13 protein-coding genes are annotated in these 18342 nt (G+C 64.8%); 5 read left to right on the top strand and 8 right to left on the bottom strand.

What is annotated here, in order from left to right:
* Positions 1–43 precede the first annotated feature (43 nt).
* Both BST42_RS06960 and BST42_RS06955 read left to right on the top strand, forming a co-directional pair.
* Positions 44–3358: a helix-turn-helix transcriptional regulator gene (locus tag BST42_RS06960; RefSeq protein WP_083117802.1), complete on the top strand. Its 3315-nt coding sequence runs from the start codon at positions 44–46 to the stop codon at positions 3356–3358.
* 141 nt (positions 3359–3499) lie between these two features.
* A complete protein-coding gene (locus tag BST42_RS06955) occupies positions 3500–5143 on the top strand; it encodes a peptide chain release factor 3 (RefSeq protein WP_083117801.1) in 1644 nt (547 codons plus the stop codon).
* Positions 5144–5171: 28 nt separating this feature from the next.
* Here BST42_RS06955 and BST42_RS06950 read toward each other — a convergent pair whose 3' ends face one another.
* Both BST42_RS06950 and BST42_RS06945 read right to left on the bottom strand, forming a co-directional pair.
* Complete coding sequence (locus BST42_RS06950) at positions 5172–5849, bottom strand: SDR family oxidoreductase (RefSeq protein WP_083117800.1); 678 nt, start codon at positions 5847–5849, stop codon at positions 5172–5174.
* Positions 5850–5952: 103 nt separating this feature from the next.
* Positions 5953–6843, bottom strand: a complete 891-nt coding sequence (locus BST42_RS06945; RefSeq protein WP_083117799.1) for a DUF732 domain-containing protein — start codon at positions 6841–6843, stop codon at positions 5953–5955.
* 133 nt (positions 6844–6976) lie between these two features.
* Between BST42_RS06945 and BST42_RS06940 the strand changes: the two genes are divergently transcribed.
* On the top strand, positions 6977–8008 hold the full coding sequence (locus BST42_RS06940) for a fused (3R)-hydroxyacyl-ACP dehydratase subunits HadA/HadB (protein ID WP_083117798.1): 1032 nt from the start codon (positions 6977–6979) through the stop codon (positions 8006–8008).
* 52 nt (positions 8009–8060) lie between these two features.
* Here the strand turns inward: BST42_RS06940 and BST42_RS06935 are convergent, their stop codons facing one another.
* Complete coding sequence (locus BST42_RS06935; RefSeq protein ID WP_083117797.1) at positions 8061–9404, bottom strand: APC family permease; 1344 nt, start codon at positions 9402–9404, stop codon at positions 8061–8063.
* A 64-nt stretch (positions 9405–9468) separates the two neighbouring features.
* Positions 9469–10332, bottom strand: coding sequence for a universal stress protein (locus BST42_RS06930; protein ID WP_083117796.1), 864 nt, complete (start codon positions 10330–10332; stop codon positions 9469–9471).
* A 298-nt stretch (positions 10333–10630) separates the two neighbouring features.
* Between BST42_RS06930 and BST42_RS06925 the strand changes: the two genes are divergently transcribed.
* Together BST42_RS06925 and BST42_RS06920 are read left to right on the top strand one after the other, a co-directional pair.
* Complete coding sequence (locus tag BST42_RS06925; protein WP_083117795.1) at positions 10631–12754, top strand: EAL domain-containing protein; 2124 nt, start codon at positions 10631–10633, stop codon at positions 12752–12754.
* Between the two features lie 76 nt (positions 12755–12830).
* Positions 12831–13310 (top strand): hypothetical protein, encoded by a 480-nt coding sequence (locus BST42_RS06920; protein WP_083117794.1) that lies wholly within the window; start codon positions 12831–12833, stop codon positions 13308–13310.
* A gap of 6 nt (positions 13311–13316) precedes the next feature.
* On the opposite strand, the gene BST42_RS06915 is transcribed toward BST42_RS06920, so the two are convergent.
* The 4 genes from BST42_RS06915 to BST42_RS06900 form a co-directional block, all read right to left on the bottom strand.
* Positions 13317–16193 carry an MMPL/RND family transporter gene (locus BST42_RS06915; protein WP_083117793.1) on the bottom strand — a complete coding sequence of 959 codons (2877 nt, stop codon included), beginning with the start codon at positions 16191–16193 and terminating at the stop codon, positions 13317–13319.
* Positions 16190–16636, bottom strand: coding sequence for an MmpS family transport accessory protein (locus tag BST42_RS06910; RefSeq protein ID WP_110918490.1), 447 nt, complete (start codon positions 16634–16636; stop codon positions 16190–16192). The genes BST42_RS06915 and BST42_RS06910 overlap by 4 nt, the downstream gene beginning before the upstream one ends.
* A 119-nt stretch (positions 16637–16755) precedes the next feature.
* Positions 16756–17586 (bottom strand): LLM class F420-dependent oxidoreductase, encoded by an 831-nt coding sequence (locus tag BST42_RS06905; RefSeq protein WP_083117918.1) that lies wholly within the window; start codon positions 17584–17586, stop codon positions 16756–16758.
* A 56-nt stretch (positions 17587–17642) separates the two neighbouring features.
* A complete protein-coding gene (locus tag BST42_RS06900) occupies positions 17643–18323 on the bottom strand; it encodes a TetR/AcrR family transcriptional regulator C-terminal domain-containing protein (protein WP_133057419.1) in 681 nt (226 codons plus the stop codon).
* Positions 18324–18342: the final 19 nt, after the last annotated feature.

Genomic DNA, 18342 nt, shown 5'->3' with positions numbered 1-18342 from the left:
TTCTCCGCATTTGTGCTGATGATTTGCCAGTCGGCGGACCGGGATGCTGACTAGCATGAGCGCAATCGAATCACCGGCGGAGACGCTGCTGACCTGGAGCGAGCAGATCGTGGGGGAGCTGCCAACCGGAACCGTGACGTTGTTGCTTGCCGACGTCGAGGGCTCCACTCGGCTGTGGGAGACCCAGTCCGAATCCATGGCGGCCGCCCTTGATCAACTCAACCGCACCGTCGACGATCTGGTCCCTACCCACGGCGGTGTGCGGCCGGTCGAGCAGGGCGAGGGCGACAGCTTCGTCGTGGCATTCGCTCGCGCAAGCGATGCCGTCGCGTGCGCATTGCAGTTGCAACTCGCCGAACTGGCGCCCATCCGTCTGCGCATCGGGCTGCACACCGGGGAAGTGCAGCTCCGCGATACCGGCAACTACATGGGGCCGACCATCAACCGGGCCGCGCGCCTGCGCGATCTGGGCCACGGTGGGCAAACGGTCCTATCTGGTGCCACCGAACAACTCGTCGTTGACCGGTTGCCCGAAGGTGCTTGGTTGAGCGATCTCGGCGTGCACCAGCTCCGCGATCTGCCACGGCCCGAACGGGTTGTGCAACTCTCCCATCCAGGCCTGCGTAATGACTTCCCGGCACTTCGTACGGTCAATGCTGCTGGAGGTCGACACCTTCCGGCGCAGCTGACCAGTTTCATAGGGCGTGATTCCCAGATCGACGATGTCGAGCGGGTCCTGAAACAGAATAGGTTGGTCACGCTGACCGGCTCCGGTGGTGTTGGAAAGACCCGCCTGGCGGTGCGCATCGCCGAGCACTTGTCCGAGGGTTTGACCGGCGGGACCTGGTTCGTCGACTTGGCTCCGATTACCAATCCCCTTGTCGTGCCGATTGTTTTGGCCCGTACGCTGGGTCTTGCCGACCAGCCGGGCCGATCGACGAGGGAGGCGGTCGCGCGGTTCGTCCGCAATCGCCAGATGCTGCTGGTGCTCGACAACTGCGAGCACATGCTGGACGCGTGCACCGAGCTGTTGGTGGAGCTGCTCGACGTGGGCCAGGAAGTCACAGTTCTGGCAACCAGCCGTGAGCCGCTCGGCATCGCCGGCGAGGTGATTTGGCGGGTTCCATCGCTGTCGGTGGACGGTGAGGCGATCGAGTTGTTCGTCGACCGTGCGCGACGTACCAGGCCAGATTTCGGCCTCTCAGAGGCCAATTCATCGGCAGTAGCGGAGATCTGCCGACGGCTTGATGGCATGCCGTTGGCAATCGAGTTGGCCGCGGCACGGACCCGCACCCTGTCGCTGACCCAGATCGTCGACGGCCTGCACCACAGCTTCCGGTTGCTCGCCGGTGGAGCGCGTACCGCCGTGCGCCGTCAGCAGACGCTGCGAGCATCGATCGACTGGTCGCACACCATGTTGACCGATCCCGAACGAATTCTGTTCCGCCGCTTGGCGGCATTCATGGGCGGGTTCGATCTGAACGCCGCCGACGCGGTCGGAGCTGACGCAGATGTCGAACACTTTCAGCTCATCGATCTGCTGGGTCTGCTTGTCGACAAGTCGCTGGTGGTGGCGGAAGAAGTCCAAGGGAACATGCGATACCGCCTGCTGGAGACCGTCCGCCAATACGGACTCGAGAAGCTTACCGAGTCCGGCGAAGCCGAGACGGTGCGAAACCGTCACAGGGACCACTACACCGAAGCTGCAGTGGAACTCGCAGCCCGCTCCGGCGGCGATGGCGCGCCACTGATCCCATGGGCCGAAATCGAAATGGACAACTTGCGCGCCGCGCACACTTGGAGCTGCGACAGCGGGAACTTCGAGGCGGCTCTGCGACTCGTCTCGGCGCTGCAACGCCTATGGGTCATCCGCGGTCGGTTTCGTGAGGGCGTCGCAGGATTCGGTGCGGTGTTCAACGACGCGAGGTATCGCGACGAGGATGTCGCGCCGGCAACGTGGATACGGGCGGTGGCCAACGCTGAGCTCCTGGCTGTCTGGATATCGGTTCCAACTTCCTTGCAACGCGCGCAATACGCGCTCGCCGCGGCACGCGCACTCGACGAGCAAGCCCTCGTCACTCAGATACTGCTGACATGCGGACTGCTGTCGATGAACGACAGCGACCTCGCCGGGGAATACTTCGCCGAGGCGGCGGGCCTAGCGCGGGCAACCGGTGACTCTGCCACCCTCTACCACGTCTACTGCTACGAATGTTTCGTCACCAACGTCGTCGGCGATCCCCGCGCGTCGGAGGCTGCCGGTGAGTTGGGCCGCGACCTCGCCGACGCGCTCGGTGACAGCTTCATGTCGAGGTATAGCCGCACGTTCCTCACCGGTTCGCTGGGCCTGCAGGGCAAGCTGTCCGAGGCGCTGGCAGTAGGCAGCCAACTGGTCGAGGAAGCGCGCGGCGCCGAGGACCGGCCCATGCAAGCCTTTGGTCTGATGGCGCTGGCCCAGGTACTGACGTTTACCGGGAACGTCGCGGGGGGGCGCGCGGCGGCTGAAGCCGCGCTCGAGGTCGGGGCCTCCCTGGGCGGGTTCCATGACGACACCGCATACCTTGCCGTGGCAACCGCCGCGCTCGCCGCCGGGGACGCCCAGGCGGCTAGAACAGCCTGTGAAGACGCCCGGCGCCACACCACGCCGCTGAAGGAGCTGTTCGTCAGGAGTTTGTTGCCGATGGCCGAGGCTGCCTTGGAGTGCGGTGACATTGCTGCCGCGCGCCGCTGGGCCGATGAGACCGCCGGGGTCGTGCCCGGCAGCTACCGCGTGCAGGCGCTGAACGCTCGCGCCCGGGTCGCCGTCGCGCAAAGCGAGCTGCACCAAGCTGACAGTGATCTACACGATGCCGTCACCGTCGCGGAACGCACCGGCGGATATCTCCGGTTGCCGGAAACGCTTGAATGCCTGGCCGGCCTTGCGGCCGACGACAATCCGGTACATGCCGTCAGGCTGCTCGGCGCGGCCGATGCGATGCGCCGGCGGCACGGCAGCACGCGCTTCCCCCATGTCCAGGTCACTTGCGAGGCGGCCTTGGCAACAGCACGGGAGGCGTTGAGCACAAACGTGTTTGACACCGCTTGGACCGAGGGCACTGCGCTGTCCACCAGCGAGGCCATCAATTACGCACAACGTGGTCGCGGGGCACGCGGGCGGCCGGCCTCAGGTTGGGAGTCGTTGACTCCGAGCGAACTCGACGTGGTTCGACTCGTTAGCGAGGGTCTGTCCAATAGGGACATCGCGGTGCGGTTGTTCGTCTCCCCGCGGACCGTGCAGTCACATCTCACACACGTGTACGCCAAGCTTGGCATCTCGTCACGGGTGCAACTCGTGCAGGAAGCCGCTCGGCACATCTGATATGGCCGTTCACGCCGGTCAGCGTACGGTCGCCACCGATGCTGGCGGGTGTGATTTCGCTGGATATTCCGACCCCGGGTGTGCTCGGAGCGCTCGCACGATTAGAGGTTTTGCGTCGTCGGCAAATACGATCGACGGGCAATGAGTGACCAAGACCTCGACGTCCCGGCGGCGCCGACCACAGCCGCGGGACACCGCCTCGCAGCGGAGGCCGGCCGCCGGCGCACCTTCGCCGTCATCAGCCACCCTGACGCCGGTAAGTCGACGCTGACCGAGGCCCTGGTGCTGCACGCGCGGATCATCACGCAGGCCGGCGCCATCCACGGCAAGGCCGGGCGGCGCGCGACGGTCTCGGACTGGATGGAGATGGAGCAGGCCAGGGGTATCTCCATCACCTCGACGGCATTGCAGTTTCCGTACCACTCGCCCGAAGGGCAGGACTGCGTCATCAACCTGCTCGACACCCCCGGGCACGCCGACTTCTCCGAGGACACCTACCGGGTGCTCAGCGCAGTTGACTGCGCGGTCATGCTGATCGACGCCGCCAAGGGTCTGGAACCGCAGACGCTCAAGCTGTTTCAGGTGTGCAAGCACCGCGGACTGCCCATCCTCACAGTCATCAACAAGTGGGACCGTCCCGGCCGGCACGCACTGGAGCTTCTCGACGAGATCCAGGAACGCATCGGTCTCAAGCCGACCCCGTTGACGTGGCCGGTCGGCATCGCCGGTGACTTCAAGGGTGTGCTGGATCGCCGCACCGGCAACTTCATTCGGTTCACCCGCACCGCGGGCGGTGCGACCGCCGCACCCGAGGAGCACATCGCACCCGAACGCGCCCACGACGCCGCCGGTATCGACTGGGACAACGCGGTCGAAGAATGCGAACTGCTTTCCGCCGATGACGGCGACCACGATCAGGAAGCCTTCCTGCAGGGCGTGACCACGCCGGTCCTGTTCACCTCCGCCGCACTGAATTTCGGCGTGAACCAGCTTCTGGACAACCTGACAAGGCTTGCTCCCGCGCCGAGCGGCCACGTCGATGTCGACGGCAATGTGCGACCGGTCGACGCGCCGTTCAGCGCGTTCGTCTTCAAGGTCCAGGCCGGCATGGATTCCGCCCACCGTGACCGCATCGCCTACGCCCGGGTGTGTTCGGGAACGTTCGAGCGCGGTGATGTCCTGACCCATGCCGCGACCGGTAAGCCGTTCGTGACCAAGTACGCCCAATCGGTGTTCGGCCAGCAGCGCTCGACACTGGATGACGCCTGGCCCGGCGACGTGATCGGCCTGGCCAACGCCAACGCACTCCGTCCGGGTGACACCCTCTATCGCGATGTGCCCGTGCAGTTTCCGCCGATCCCGAGCTTCGCTCCCGTGCATTTCTCCGTCGCCCGGGGCACCGACCCGAGTAAGCACAAGCAGTTTCGCAAGGGGATCGAGCAACTCGAGCAGGAAGGCGTGGTGCAGGTTCTGCGGTCTGATCGCCGGGGCGAGCAGGCGCCGGTACTCGCGGCCGTCGGCCCACTGCAGTTCGAGGTGACGAGTCACCGGATGGCCACCGAGTTCAACGCACCGATCTCGCTGGACCCGCTGCCCTACACCGTGGCGCGCGCCGTCGACCCCGAGGACGCGCCGTTCGTCGACAAGCAGGTGTCGACCGAAGTGCTCACCCGCACCGACGGCGTCATGCTCGCCCTGTTCACCACGAAGTGGCGACTGCAGGGGTTTCAGGAGGACAACCCCGCGGTGACGCTGCGCCCACTGGTCGCCGCCGGCGACGACTGATCACGCGTCGTCTCCCCGCGATGTCGGGCTAACCGTTCGCGGTGGCCAGCCCGGCCTTGACCTGCCTGCTGAGATCGTCGGCCAGGATCTCGGGTTGGCCGCTGAGCAATCCGTCGACGGCCAGCTTGGCCACCACAGCTGGATCAACCTTCTGATCGGCGGGAACGAACGAAGCCATATCGGTGTCCATGAAACCGACGTGTAGGGCCGCGACGTGAACTCCCCTGGGCGCCAACTCAGTTCGCAGCGCGTCCGTCATGGCCCAGCCCGCCGCTTTGGCTGCCGAGTAGGCGCCGAACGACGGTGCGTGATACCACGACAGCACCGACAGAACGTTCAGGACGGAGCCGCCGCCGTTCTTCTCGATGACCGGGACGAACTCGCGGGTGACATTGAGCGTGCCGAAGTAATGCGTTTCCATCTCCAGCCGGATGTCGTCGATCGATCCGGTGAGCAGGTTGGACTCGGTTGAGACGCCGGCGTTGTTGATCAGCACCGAGACATCCTCGGCGATCGCCGCCGCACGGCGTACCGACTCGGGGTCGGTGATGTCCAGCTGGATCGGGACCACACCGGGCAGGTCGATCGTTTCGGGCCTGCGGGCCGCGGCGTAGACCTTGGCTCCCCTCGAGAGCAGTTCGGCGGCGAATTGCCGTCCCAATCCACGGTTCGCTCCCGTTACCAGTGCGGTGATCTGCTGTGTCATAGAAGTTCTCCCTTGGCCAATGTCTTCTCTGGCGACAACAGTAGAACGGGCTGGGTTAATTCCGCTAGACCCAGCCTCTGATGCTCTGGATTCTCGGCCGCAACTAGTGGCCGAGGTGGATTTGAAGTCCATGGCTGCGCAGCTGTTCAAAGCTGTAGCTGAAATCGCCTCGCCGGCCGATGGATACGACGTAGCGATCCTGGCCCTCGTCGATGGAGAACGTGAACGAGAACGTGCAGTTCGCGCTGTCACCGGTACCGGCGCCCAGCGACGTGGTGGTGAGAATGTCTCCCTTGCTGTTCTTGACTGTCACCGGGGTGGTGCGTCCGACATCGGCGTAGCCGTCCGTACCGTGGCATGCGCCGCCGTCGACGACGATCGAACCGGTACCGAGGCTGTCGGTCAGGACGAAAACCCCTGAGATCTTGGCGGATTCGAGAATGCGAAAGCCTTTGTTGAACTTCGGACAGAACACGTCGACGGCGATCTTGTCCGCGAGCAGACCCTGCTGCGGCCCGCCGTGTTCGAGCTGATTGCAGACCTCGTGCCCGTGAGCGACGGCATTGGCCTCGGAATTGAACTGGTCGAACAACCCCGCGGTCTGCAAGGCCTGCACGTAATCGACTTCGGGCGGCGGCGACGGCCGGTGCCGCGCCCAGAGGAGGCCTGCGACCACCCCGGCGACCATCACGATGACGGCTGTCGTGACCCCGGTGGCCAGCCAGGTCAACCGGATGCTCGACCGGGCCACCGGCACCTCGACGTACGACGGCAACATCTGCCCGCCGACGGGGTCACTGGACTCGGATCTGCCGTTACGCACCCGGTTGGTGGCGTGCCCGGCCGTGTAATACCGGCCTTCGTAGCGGGCGGTGGGATCCGGCCGCCAGCCCGTCGCCGGAGTGGGTGTCAACACGCCGCCGCAGCGCGCGCAGGTGCCACCTGCGTCGAGGTCAGCCCCGCAATAGGGGCAGGCCGCGGGCGCTCTCTTCATCGCTCACCCCAACCGCCGTACGCTCGGTTCTCCTTGACAGCCGAATCGTATCGGCGTGTCACGCTATGTTCTCTGCGCGTTAGGGTGCTGTGGTCGGCTTCAGTGAACAAGCCGATAGAAAAGTTGAGCATCTATGACCGCACCAGCAGAGACGTCGCCGCTTGAAGCGCGGGTAGGCCACTACTACCGGATGAACGGCACCTATCTCGTCGGCCGGGAGAAGCTCCGCGAATACGCCCGCGCGGTGCAGGACTACCACCCTGCCCACTGGGACGTCGCCGCGGCAGCTGAGCTGGGCTATTCGGATGTCGTCGCCCCGCTGACCTTCACCTCGGCACCAGGCATGCAGTGCAACCGCCGGATGTTCGAATCGATCGTCGTCGGCTACGACACCTACCTGCAGACCGAAGAGGTCTTCGAGCAACACCGTCCGATCGTCGCCGGCGACGAACTCGTGATCGACGTCGAGCTGACGTCGGTGCGGCGAACCGCCGGGCGAGACTTCATCACCGTCACCAACACGTTCACCGACACTCACGGCGAACGGGTGCACACCCTGCACACCACCGTCGTCGGCGTCACCGCGGAGGACATCGACGCGGGCGTGAAGATCGCCGTTCAGAACGCGATGATGCACGACATGAACATCCTCGACATCGGCGGAGATGACGCCAGCTACGAGAAGGAGCTGCGCCCCGACGGCGAGATCCGGATCTCGGACGGCGGTCTGACCCGATCACCGGGGACGCGATCGTTCGACAGCCTCACCGTCGGCGAGGAACTCCCCGCCCACCACACTCGAGTGTCCCGGGGCGATCTGGTGAACTACGCCGGCGTAGCGGGCGACGCCAATCCGATCCACTGGGACGAGGACATCGCCAAGCTGGCGGGTCTCCCCGACGTGATCGCTCACGGCATGTTGACCATGGGCCTCGGCGCCGGATACCACTCGGTCTGGTCGGGCGACCCGGGTGCGGTCACCCGCTTCGCTGTGCGACTCTCGCAACCCGCGGTCGTCTCGGCCAAGGAAGGTGCCGACATCGAGTTCAGCGGCAAGGTGAAATCGCTGGATCCCGAAACCCGCTCGGGTGTCGTCCTTGTCGGCGCGAAGTCGGCGGGAAAAAAGATCTTCGGTCTGGCAACGATGAACGTACGGTTCAGCTGAAGCGGCGTGAACCGTCCGTGGCCGGCTCGGCGCGGTCCGGACCCCCGGTGGTCTAGTGCTTGAAGTCCGGGACCGTGGCGCCCTCCTCGGTCAAGGTCTCGTCTTCGATCCGCATGGTCAGCTGGTCACGGAAACCCTTGGTCAGGTAGACCAACACCGCGATCCCGATCGCCAACCAGATGCCGCCGTACAGCAGCGCATCGAAATGCAGGTTGACCCACAGCGCCCCGGTGAGCGCCATGCCGATCGCCGGCAGCACGATGTTGGTGGCGATCTCCTTCGGGGTGCGACGGCGCTTCAGGCGGAACGCGAACAGCACGATGATCGTCAGATTCACCACCGTGAATGCGATGAGGGCACCGAAGTTGATCATCGACGAGGCGAATTCCAGGGTGAATTTCACTGCGAGCAGTGACACGACGCCGACGATGATGACGGCGTGGGTAGGGGTGAGGAACCGCGGGTGGATGTAGGACAGGAACCGCCCGAATCGCCCCCTGCCGTTGCGGCCCATCACGTAGATCATTCGCGCGACGCTGGCGTGCGACGCAAGGCTCGACGCCACCACCGCGGCCAGGGCGGCTGACACGAAGAACACCTTGAACAACATGCCGCCGACCTTCAGCGCCATCTCGGGCAGCGTGTCATCGGTGACCTCGAACCCGTCGAGGGTCGGGAACACAGACTGGCTGAACCACGCCGCAGCGAAGAAAATGCCGCCACCGATGAGCAGCGCCAGCACAATTGCCCGCGGCACGATGTCCGGCGATTTCGCCTCCTCCGCGTACATCGTGATCGCATCGAAGCCGATGAACGAAAAGCAGACGACGGTCGCGCCGGCGACGACGGCCTGCATCTGGACCCCCTCGTGCACGAGCGGATCGAGAGTGAAGATCGTCCCCGCGCCCATGCCCTTGCTCAGCGCCATTGTTGCCAAGACCAGGAAGGCCCCGATGAGGACGACCTGGAACACCACCAGGATTCCGTTGACGCGCGAGGTTCCTTTCATACTCAGGTAATTCAGCCCGGTGATGGAGGCGACGTACACCAGCACGAAGACCCACGACGGCGCGGACGGAAAGAACGACTCGAAGTAGATGCGGGCGATGACGGCGTTGACCATCGGGAGCAGCAGATAGTCCAGCAGCGAGGACCATCCGACCACGAAGCCGAAGTTCGGGTGGATGGTCTCCGATGCGTAGGTGTAGGCCGAACCCGCCGACGGGTAGACCCGGGTCATCCGGCCATAGCTGATCGCGGTGAACACCATCGCGACCAAAGCGACGATGTAGGCGAGCGGTACCACCCCATTCGTTTCGCCCGAGACGATCCCGAACGTATCGAAGACCGTCATGGGGGTCATGTAGCCCAAACCGAGCCCGACGACGGCCCACAATCCGAGCGACCTCGAGAGGTGCGATCTCGGCGGAGAAGCGTTTTGCGACAAGTTGTTTGCCTTCCTAGTGGTCGGTGGCGGCGTCAGGCCCCGGGACGACGACGAGGGGCACGTGCAGAACCCGCATCATCTTCGCCGCCGTCGAGCCGAGGAACAGTCGTCTCGGTTGAGCCAGCCGGCTGGAGCCGACGATGATGAGATCGCCGTCGCGCCAGTCGAGCTTCTCCACCGCCGCCTCGACCGTGGCGCCGTCGGCGACCACCACGGTGACCGGAAACCCCTTGGGCAGCGACGCCTCGGCGGCCGCCAGAATCGCGGCGGCGTGGTCGAGTGCCTGTTGGCGCGTCGCGTCGGCGCTGACTTTGTTTCGTGAGCCGTAGTGGTCGAGCGCGACCAACGACACCAGCCGCAACGGAACTCCTGCGGCAGTGCTGACGCGTACCGCGAGGTCGAGCAGATGCTCGGCGCCAGGCCGGGTGCCAACCCCACACGTGATGCTGCGGACGCGTTCGACATCGGAGTGCCGGGTGCCGCGCGGGGCGACGGCCACGGGGACAGGAGCCGAATGCAACAGCTCGTTCACGACCGAGCCCAGGGTGAATCCGGCGGCAAAGCCACCCGATCCGCCGACGACGATCGCGGCCACCTCCAGCCGCTCGGCTTCCCGGCTGATGCCCTCGGCGAACGATTCGTGGAAGCTCACGTGGATGTGCGCGGTGACGTCGTCCGGCACCGACTTCTGGGCCTCACGCAGCCACTGCGTGGCCTGGGTGGCGAGTTCGCTCTGATATTCGGAGTCAAGCGGAATGGGAACCGGCAGCACCGAGCAGATCTCCAGTTCGGCGCCGAGTGTCCTGGCCAACCGCACGCCCAGGGCCAACGCGTCGGCGCCGCCGGGGGTGGCCAGGTATCCGATGAGCAGTCTCACTGCGTTCCGTTCTGTCGGTGCGGTGCGGTGCGTTCACACGACGGCGCAAACGCAAGGTGCAGATTATCGACCGCACACCCGTCGCGTCCGGTAAGCGTGCACATCGGATGGGCTGAACGGAAGTTCGATCCGGAACCCCGCCACAGACTCATGTTTCGCAGTACGACGAGCTGCGCCCGGTCGGGGGTCGCCCAGAAGACGCCGTCCGCAAGTCACGCAATATGACGCCTCGGCAAACTGTCTTACCGACAGTGGCATTCCAGTGCAGATTTACCGGTGGTGCGGTCTACTGGTGGCTATGGGGTTCGACGGGGTCGACGAGCCGCTCGCAGAACACGGGGCCGAGCTCCCCGTCGAATTGGTCCGTACGTTGCTGGGGCTGCTACGGAACCGGCTCGGACTGGAGACGGCGTGGCTGTCGTCGTTTCGTGACGGTGTCCAGACCTTCGAGGTCCTCGACGGCGACGCCGACGCGATGGGATTGTCCTCGGGCGACCGCGCGTCGCTGTTCGATTCGTATTGTGTGCGCGTCATCGACGGGCGACTGCCCGGAATCATCCCCGATACCCGCGCCAACCAGACCACCGACGGCCTGCCCATCACCAGCGAGTTCGGGTTGGGCGCCTACGTCGGTGTGCCGGTGCTCAACCGCAATGGCGGCACGGTCGGCATGGTGTGTGCAGTCAGCCGCGACGCCAAGCCATATCTCGCCGATGTCGACCTGCGCATAGTCAAACAGATCGCCGAACTCATCGGCACGTTGATCGAATCCCCGGACAGTGGTCGCGACACCACCGCCGCGCAACGCGCGTCGATACGCCGGGTGGTGTACCAGCGTGACTTCGAAGTGGTGTTCCAGTCGGTTCACGACGTGGCGACCGGCAAGGTGGTGGGTGTGGAAGCGTTGGCCCGCTTCCCCCGTGAACCGTTTCGTCCCGACGGATTCCTGGCCCAGGCGGCACTGCTCGGCCTCGGTATCGAATTGGAGACCGCGATCGTGGCGCGCGTCATCTCAATGATGCCGCAACTTCCCGAGGACGTTTTCGTCGCAGTGAACATCTCCCCGGCCGCGGCGCTGGTCGCTCCGTTGACTCAGATGCTGGCGGATGTCGACCCGTCGCGAATTGTCTTGGAGCTCACCGAACATGACGCTGTCCTGGACTACGGCGCGCTCGATGAGGCACTGGAGCCGTGCCGCGCCCGGGGCGTCCGGGTGGCGGTCGACGACGTCGGCGCCGGATTCTCCTCCTTCTCCCACGTATTGGAGTTGGGTCCGGAATTCGTCAAGATCGACCAGTCGATCACCCGTCACATCGACGTCGACGACGCCCGGCGTCGGCTGGCACACGCCATCGCCGAACTCGCCGGACAGATGGGCGCGACGGTGATCGCCGAAGGCGTTGAGACACAAGGTGAACTCGACGCCGTCAACTCGGTGGGCATCAGTTCGGCGCAAGGCTACTACCTCAGCCGGCCACGCCCTCTCGTGCACGGATTTCCGCCTGCGCCGGCCGCGGCATCGACCGACCTGTTGCCGACGGCGGTGGACTTGTTGGGAGAGAGACGATTTGAACTCGCACTCGCTCATTCGCCGATCGGCATGGCTGTCGTCGGCTTGGACGGAACATTTCTGCGCACCAACCGCGCCCTGCGGAACATGCTCGGCTACACCAAACGTGAACTGGCCGAACTGACATTTCAGGAGATCACCCACCCCGACGATCTCGACGCCGACGTTGCGCTTCTCACCGAATGCCTGGAAGGGCGGCGGCGTTCCTACCGCATCGACAAACGCTATATCGCCGCCGACGGACGCATCGTGTGGGGCGCGCTGACCGTTGTCGTCGTGAACGCTCCGCGAGGCCAGCCACGCTACTTCGTTTCTCAGATCGTCGATGTGACCGCGGATCGGATTCGCGAGGCGGACTTGGCTCGCCAGGCAGCGACCGATCCCCTCACCGGGGTCGCAAATCGGTCCGCCGGCTGGAGCCGGCTCGAGCAACTCGACGTCAGCGGGCGGGGTTACGGCATCCTGTTCTGCGACATCGAGCGCTTCAAGAACGTCAACGACCAGTACGGCCACCGTGCCGGGGACCGGCTCCTCGTCGAGGTCGCCGCCCGCCTGCGAGCGGCGGCGGATGATGACGACACGGTGGCTCGTTGGGGCGGTGACGAATTCCTGGTGATAACCGATTCCGTCAACGACTGGGAGCTGGCCCGCCTGGCCGATCGGATCACCGACCAGCTGGAGAGCACGCCGGTGACCGTCGCCGACGATAGGCAGGTACTGGCGCGCCTGACCATCGGCTTCGCCGCCCACCGCACCGGTGACGGACGTTCGATCGACGGTGTCCTCGAACATGCCGACCAGGCCATGTACAACAAACGCCGCCGGGACCGGGCCCGCGCCGCGGGTAGCTAGGCCGGCCCGAAGCCGCATCCCGCTAGATCGGGTAACGTTTCTGTGGTATTCGCGCGTGCAGAAGAGGAGCGCCTACATGAACCTTGGCCCCTGGGGTGACCTCACGATTCTTGCCGCTGTGCTGGAGATCGTCTTCGCCACTTGCGTATTCGTCTATATCGCACGCCTGGAGCGCCGAACGTCTCATCCGATGGGCGACCAGGTGGGCGCCCACAAGAGGGTGCTGGCCAAGGTGCGCAAGCGGGAACCGCTGTCGCAGGACGAATTCGATTACGCCAGCGAGCTGGTCGCCGACGCTCGATCACCGCTGGCATACGCCATTCCCGCGGCGCTGTTCACCATCGGGTTCTTCTACGTGGTGGGCTGCCTGTTCATGCTGCACCTCGACGGCGGTAACCCGTCGTTTCGGACATTCATCGGCGGCATCCCGATGCTCACATCGATGAACATGGCCGCCCAGTTGCGTCGGGTCGCCGGGATGAAAAGCAAGCTGCGAGACATCCCGGTGTCGGAGAACGACGACACCGACCGGCTCACTTCCGTTGGTAACAACTGACTTTCGTCAGTCCGGTGCTTTGGCTATCACGTCGTCGTCCTCCCACAACAGCAACTGGCGGACCGACTGGCGGGTGCCATAGGGCTGAAGCATCTGGCTGGCGGGCCGGGGACGCACTTTCAGCGGCCACCAGAACCATCGGCCGAGTAGCGCCGCAACCGCGGGTGTCATGAAAGACCGCACAATAAGCGTGTCGAACAGCAGGCCCAGGGCTATCGTCGTCCCGATCTGACCGAGGATCCGCAAGTCGGCGAAGATGAATGACGCCATCGTCGCGGCGAACACCAAACCTGCCGCGGTCACCACCGCACCCGATCCGGCCATCGCCCGGATGATGCCGGTGTTCAGGCCGGCGTGGATCTCCTCCTTGAACCGGGAGATCAGCAGCAGGTTGTAGTCCGATCCGACGGCCAACAACAGAATGATGGCCAGCGCCAGCACGATCCAGAACAGATGTATGCCAAAGATGTCCTGCCAGATCAGCACCGACAGCCCGAACGAGGCACCGAGGGACAACGCCACCGTGCCGACGATCACGAACGCGGCGACAATGCTGCGGGTGATGAACATCATCACGAGCAGGATCAAGCTCAGCGCCGCGATCCCGGCGATCATGAGGTCGTACTCGGCGCCGTCCTGGATGTCTTTGTAGGTGGCAGCCGTCCCCGCGAGATAGATCTTCGAACCGGCCAGCGGCGTACCTTTGACGGCTTCCTGCGCAGCGTGCCGGATTCTGTCGATGTGCGAAATGCCTTCCGGCGTAGCGGGATCGCCATCATGGGTGATGATCATCCGCGCTGCTTTGCCATCCGGCGACAGGAACAACTTCATACCGCGCACGAACTCGGGATTGGTGAACGCCTCCGGCGGCAGGTAGAACGAGTCGTCGGTCTTGGATGCGTCGTACGCCTGGCCCAGCGCCGTCGAATTCTGCAGCGCGGCCTGCGACTGGTCGTTGATCCCCGAGGTGGTGGCGTAATTGGTCAGGGTGAGATCACGATTGGTCTGCTGGCTTGCGATCTGTGGAGGAATCAACGCCAGCAGCTTGGGTTGCAGCGCATCGAGTTTGGCGATACTGCCCGCGACGTTGCCCAGCTGATCGGTGAGCGCGTCGATGCCGTCCAACGCGTCGAACAGCGACCGCAGCGCAGCGCAGACCGGGATGTCGTAACAGTGTGGCTCCCAATAGAAGTAGCTGCGCAGCGGGCGGAAGAAATCGTCGAAGTTGGCGATCTTGTTGCGCAGGTCCTGAGCGGTGGCGACGGTGTCCTGAAACGCCTTGGTCTGCTCGTCGGTGACGGCGCTGGACTGCTGCTGCAGCGCGTACTGCTGGCGCAGGATGTCGATCGAGTTGTTGATCACGTCGACCTGCTTGAGCAGGTCCTCCCCGCGGGCCTGTTGGAACGGCAGATTGTTGATCTGCGAGGCACTTCCGGCGCTGATCTGGAACGGGATCGACGTGTGGTCCAGGGGCGTTCCCAGCGGGCGGGTGATCGACTGCACCTGCGCGATGCCCTCGGTGTGGAAGACCGCCTTCGCGACGCGCTCCAACAGGATCATGTCGGTGGGGTTGCGCAGATCGTGGTCGGTCTCGATCATCAGCAGCTCGGGATTGAGCCTGGCCTGGGAGAAGTGGCGTTCGGCTGCGGTGTATCCGACATTCGCCGGCGCACTGGCCGGCATGTACCCGCGGGCGTCGTAGCTGGTCTTGTAGGCGGGCAGCGCGATCAGACCGATCAGCGCGATGGCGACCGTCACCACCAGCACCGGCCCGGGCCAGCGCACGATCGCGGTACCGATCCGCCGCCAGCCCTGGGTGCGCATCGGGCGGGCGGGCTCGAACAGACCGAAGTGGCGACCGATGACCAACAGCGCCGGAGCCAGCGTCAGCGCCGCCACCACGGCGACGAGCACGCCGATGCCGGCCGGAACTCCCAGGCTGTTGAAGTACGGCAGCCGGGTGAAAGTCAGGCACAACACCGCTCCGGCGATCGTCAGGCCTGACCCGAGGATGATGTGCGCGGTGCCGTGGTACATCGAGTTGTACGCCGAGACTCGGTCCTGCCCGGCGTAGCGGGCTTCATGAAAGCGGCCGAGGAGGAAGATCGCGTAGTCGGTTCCGGCAGCGATCACCAACAGCGTCAACAGGTTTGTCGAATACGTCGACAGTTGGATGATCCCGGCGTTCGCGAGCACGGCCACCGACCCCCGTGACGCGGTCAGCTCGATCATCACCGTGAAAATCACGAAGAACACCGTGGTGAGCCGTCGGTACAGGAAGAACAGCATCACCGCGATCACACCGATGGTGATCAGCGTGGTCTTCAATGTGCCGTGCCTGCCGACCTCGAACTGGTCGGTCACCAGCGGCGCGGCGCCGGTGACGTAGACCTTGAGGCCCGGCGGTGGCGGGGTGTTGTTGACGATGTTGCGTACCGAGTCGACCGATTCGTTGGCCAGCGATTCGCCCTGGTTGCCGGCTAGGTACAGCTGAACCAGCGCCGCCTTGCCGTCGGCGCTTTGCGAGCCGGCGGCGGTCAGCGGGTCACCCCAGAAGTCCTGGATGTGCTGAACGTGCTTGGTGTCCTGCTGCAGCTTCTTGATCAGGCCGTCGTAGTAGTGATGGGCTTCGGCGCCGAGCGGCTGGTCGCCTTCCAGGACGATCATCGCCGAACTGTCGGAGTCGAATTCGCCGAAAACCTTGCCGATCCGTTTGGCGGCCAGCAGCGACGGCGAGTCCTGCGGGCTCAGCGAGACGTTGTGGGACTCGGCGACGGTTTCGAGCTGCGGGACGAAGACATTGGTCATCACCGCAAGGCCCAGCCAGAACACAGCGATGAGAACCGAGTACCGGCGGATGAAGTCGGGAATCCGGTGGGTCATCCCGACTTGTCCAGGCAATACGTGAAGGCGTTCAGCGTATTCACAGTGCGCTCGTCCTTGACGACGTCATCGATCTTGATGCGGCAGCCGATCGAGTCGCTGTCACCTTGCGCGGAGACGTTGACGAAGACGGCGGGCTGGGTGGTGGTCGTGTCATACGCCCACGGCAGCGTGACGGCATCTGCGCGTTGTGGCTGCGCGTTGACGTCCAGGTAGGTGATGGTCGCGACGGTGCCCGGCGGGCCGAAGACCTCCAGCACCACATGCTTGGGGTTGAACGGGACGATGTCGTTGCCCGCTCCGCTCGGGGTGGAGGTGACGTCGTGGGAGGCGAAGATGCCGTGCAGCCGATACACAGCAAAACCTGCCACCGCGACAACCACGACCGCCACCAGCAGCATCCAGCGTTGGCTGAGCCGCCGACCGAGCGAAACCCGCTGCATCCGTGACCCTTTCATGAGCGGCGACAGGCGCGGACGGTACAACGTTCCCAAGGGGGCTTATCAACTAGATTGACCGTACGGTACCGGACCGGACTCCACAACAGCGGATCACAGACAAGCTAGCCCCGGAACTGAGCAACCTTCCGGGCGTAGTCGTCGAGCAGGCGCAGCGCGTCGTCTCGCGACTTAGTCGGGAGCAGAAGATTCGCCTGGCGGTAGCCGAGGCCGTCAAGCGCCTGCCAGTAGTCGAGATCGATCGGCGTGCCGAACGTCGTCAACAGCACATCGTGACCAGCACCCGACCGGATCTGCTCGATGCGCTTGGTCAGCCGTTCGACGGGCAGCGGATTGGAGATCCACCCCGCCTGGTGGCGGATGATTCGCTTGACCGTCGCGTCCGAGTCGCCACCGATCACGATCGGCGGATGCGGTTTCTGAACCGGCTTGGGACGCGCGTATGAGGGCTCGAAGTCGACGAACTTGCCGTGGTACTCGGCCGGTTCGTCGGTCCACAGCGCCTTGATGGCTTCGATGCGTTCGTCCAACAGCGCACCACGCGTCTTCGGATCGGTGCCGTGATCGCGCATCTCCTCGAGGTTCCACCCGGCGCCGACACCGAACACGAACCGGCCACCGGAGATGAGGTCGATACTGGCCGCCTCCTTGGCGGTGGTGATCGGGTCGCGCTGGATGAGCAGCGCGATCCCGGTGATCAGCTCGATGCTGGAGGTCACTGCGGCGGCTGCGGCGAGGGTGACGAACGGGTCCAGGGTGCGGTAATACACCGACGGCAGGTCACCACCCTGCGGGTAGGCGGATTCCCGACTGGCCGGGATATGCGTGTGCTCGGCTATGGCGAGTGCGTGAAAGCCCCGCTCTTCGATTGCCCGGGCGAGTGAGACGGTGTCGATGGTGTCGTCATTGACGAAGGTGGAGATGCCGAATTCCATACCGACCACATTGCCACTGTCGCGTCGGACGGACCGCGGGAACGGTCGCTGCGGCGTCACCGCGCAGACAGCTTCGCCGCCAATCCGGTGATGAGCACGTCCAGGCTGAATTCCAGCTGTTGTCCGTCGTCAGGTGCGGCGTCGCGCCCGGCCACCACTTCGCGCAGCAGTGGAAAGGACTCCGCAGCAGTGGTATTCAGAGCAGCCGCGACGTCCGCGACGTACGGATGCTCGCGGCTTCTGGACAGAAAGACCGCTTCCCGCCCCGCGGCGTGGCCCAGCTCGCTGACCAGACGAAGGATGTGGCCGGACTCCGCAAGCGAGAAGCCTGCGTCGACGAGGCCCCGCAGAACGCGCTCGACAGGTTCGAGCGCTCCGATACCGCTGGCGGGCAGCCGAAAATAGGTCACTAGTTCGCCGAGCGTGACAGTGGCGTCACGAAGGGCGGTGGCGTAGCGGCGCAGGACGTCGCGCCAGTCGCCGCCGGCTGGCATGTCGATGCGGCTCAGCTCCAGGGCGAACGCATCAACGGCGACCAGCTCGCGCAGGGCTTCCCGATCACCCACGTGATAGTTGAGAGCTTTGGGATCCACGCCGAGCACATCGGCGACTGCCTGCATGGTCAGCTCATCGAACGCCAACGATCGGGCCGCGGACACAATGCGTTCGCGGGTGATCTGCCGTGGCCGCCCGCGCTGCCGGGGCGCCGCTGACTCCTGCACACCGAGCCTTTCCACGCCAAGCACCGTCGACGCG

Origin of the sequence: Mycolicibacterium rhodesiae (assembly GCF_002086695.1) — a bacterium.
Taxonomy (GTDB): domain Bacteria; phylum Actinomycetota; class Actinomycetes; order Mycobacteriales; family Mycobacteriaceae; genus Mycobacterium; species Mycobacterium rhodesiae.
Note: the sequence above shows the minus strand (reverse complement) of the source record. Positions and strands in the feature narration are given on the sequence as shown.

What these genes read in the sequence shown, in the direction of transcription:
- BST42_RS06950 (WP_083117800.1), bottom strand. Translation starts at nt 5,849, where the DNA reads ATGACACAGCAGATCACCGCACTGGTAACGGGAGCGAACCGTGGATTG.
- BST42_RS06960 (WP_083117802.1), top strand. Translation starts at nt 44, where the DNA reads ATGCTGACTAGCATGAGCGCAATCGAATCACCGGCGGAGACGCTGCTG.
- BST42_RS06915 (WP_083117793.1), bottom strand. Translation starts at nt 16,193, where the DNA reads ATGACCCACCGGATTCCCGACTTCATCCGCCGGTACTCGGTTCTCATC.
- BST42_RS06955 (WP_083117801.1), top strand. Translation starts at nt 3,500, where the DNA reads ATGAGTGACCAAGACCTCGACGTCCCGGCGGCGCCGACCACAGCCGCG.
- BST42_RS06920 (WP_083117794.1), top strand. Translation starts at nt 12,831, where the DNA reads ATGAACCTTGGCCCCTGGGGTGACCTCACGATTCTTGCCGCTGTGCTG.
- BST42_RS06945 (WP_083117799.1), bottom strand. Translation starts at nt 6,843, where the DNA reads ATGAAGAGAGCGCCCGCGGCCTGCCCCTATTGCGGGGCTGACCTCGAC.
- BST42_RS06925 (WP_083117795.1), top strand. Translation starts at nt 10,631, where the DNA reads ATGGGGTTCGACGGGGTCGACGAGCCGCTCGCAGAACACGGGGCCGAG.
- BST42_RS06940 (WP_083117798.1), top strand. Translation starts at nt 6,977, where the DNA reads ATGACCGCACCAGCAGAGACGTCGCCGCTTGAAGCGCGGGTAGGCCAC.
- BST42_RS06910 (WP_110918490.1), bottom strand. Translation starts at nt 16,636, where the DNA reads ATGCAGCGGGTTTCGCTCGGTCGGCGGCTCAGCCAACGCTGGATGCTG.
- BST42_RS06905 (WP_083117918.1), bottom strand. Translation starts at nt 17,586, where the DNA reads ATGGAATTCGGCATCTCCACCTTCGTCAATGACGACACCATCGACACC.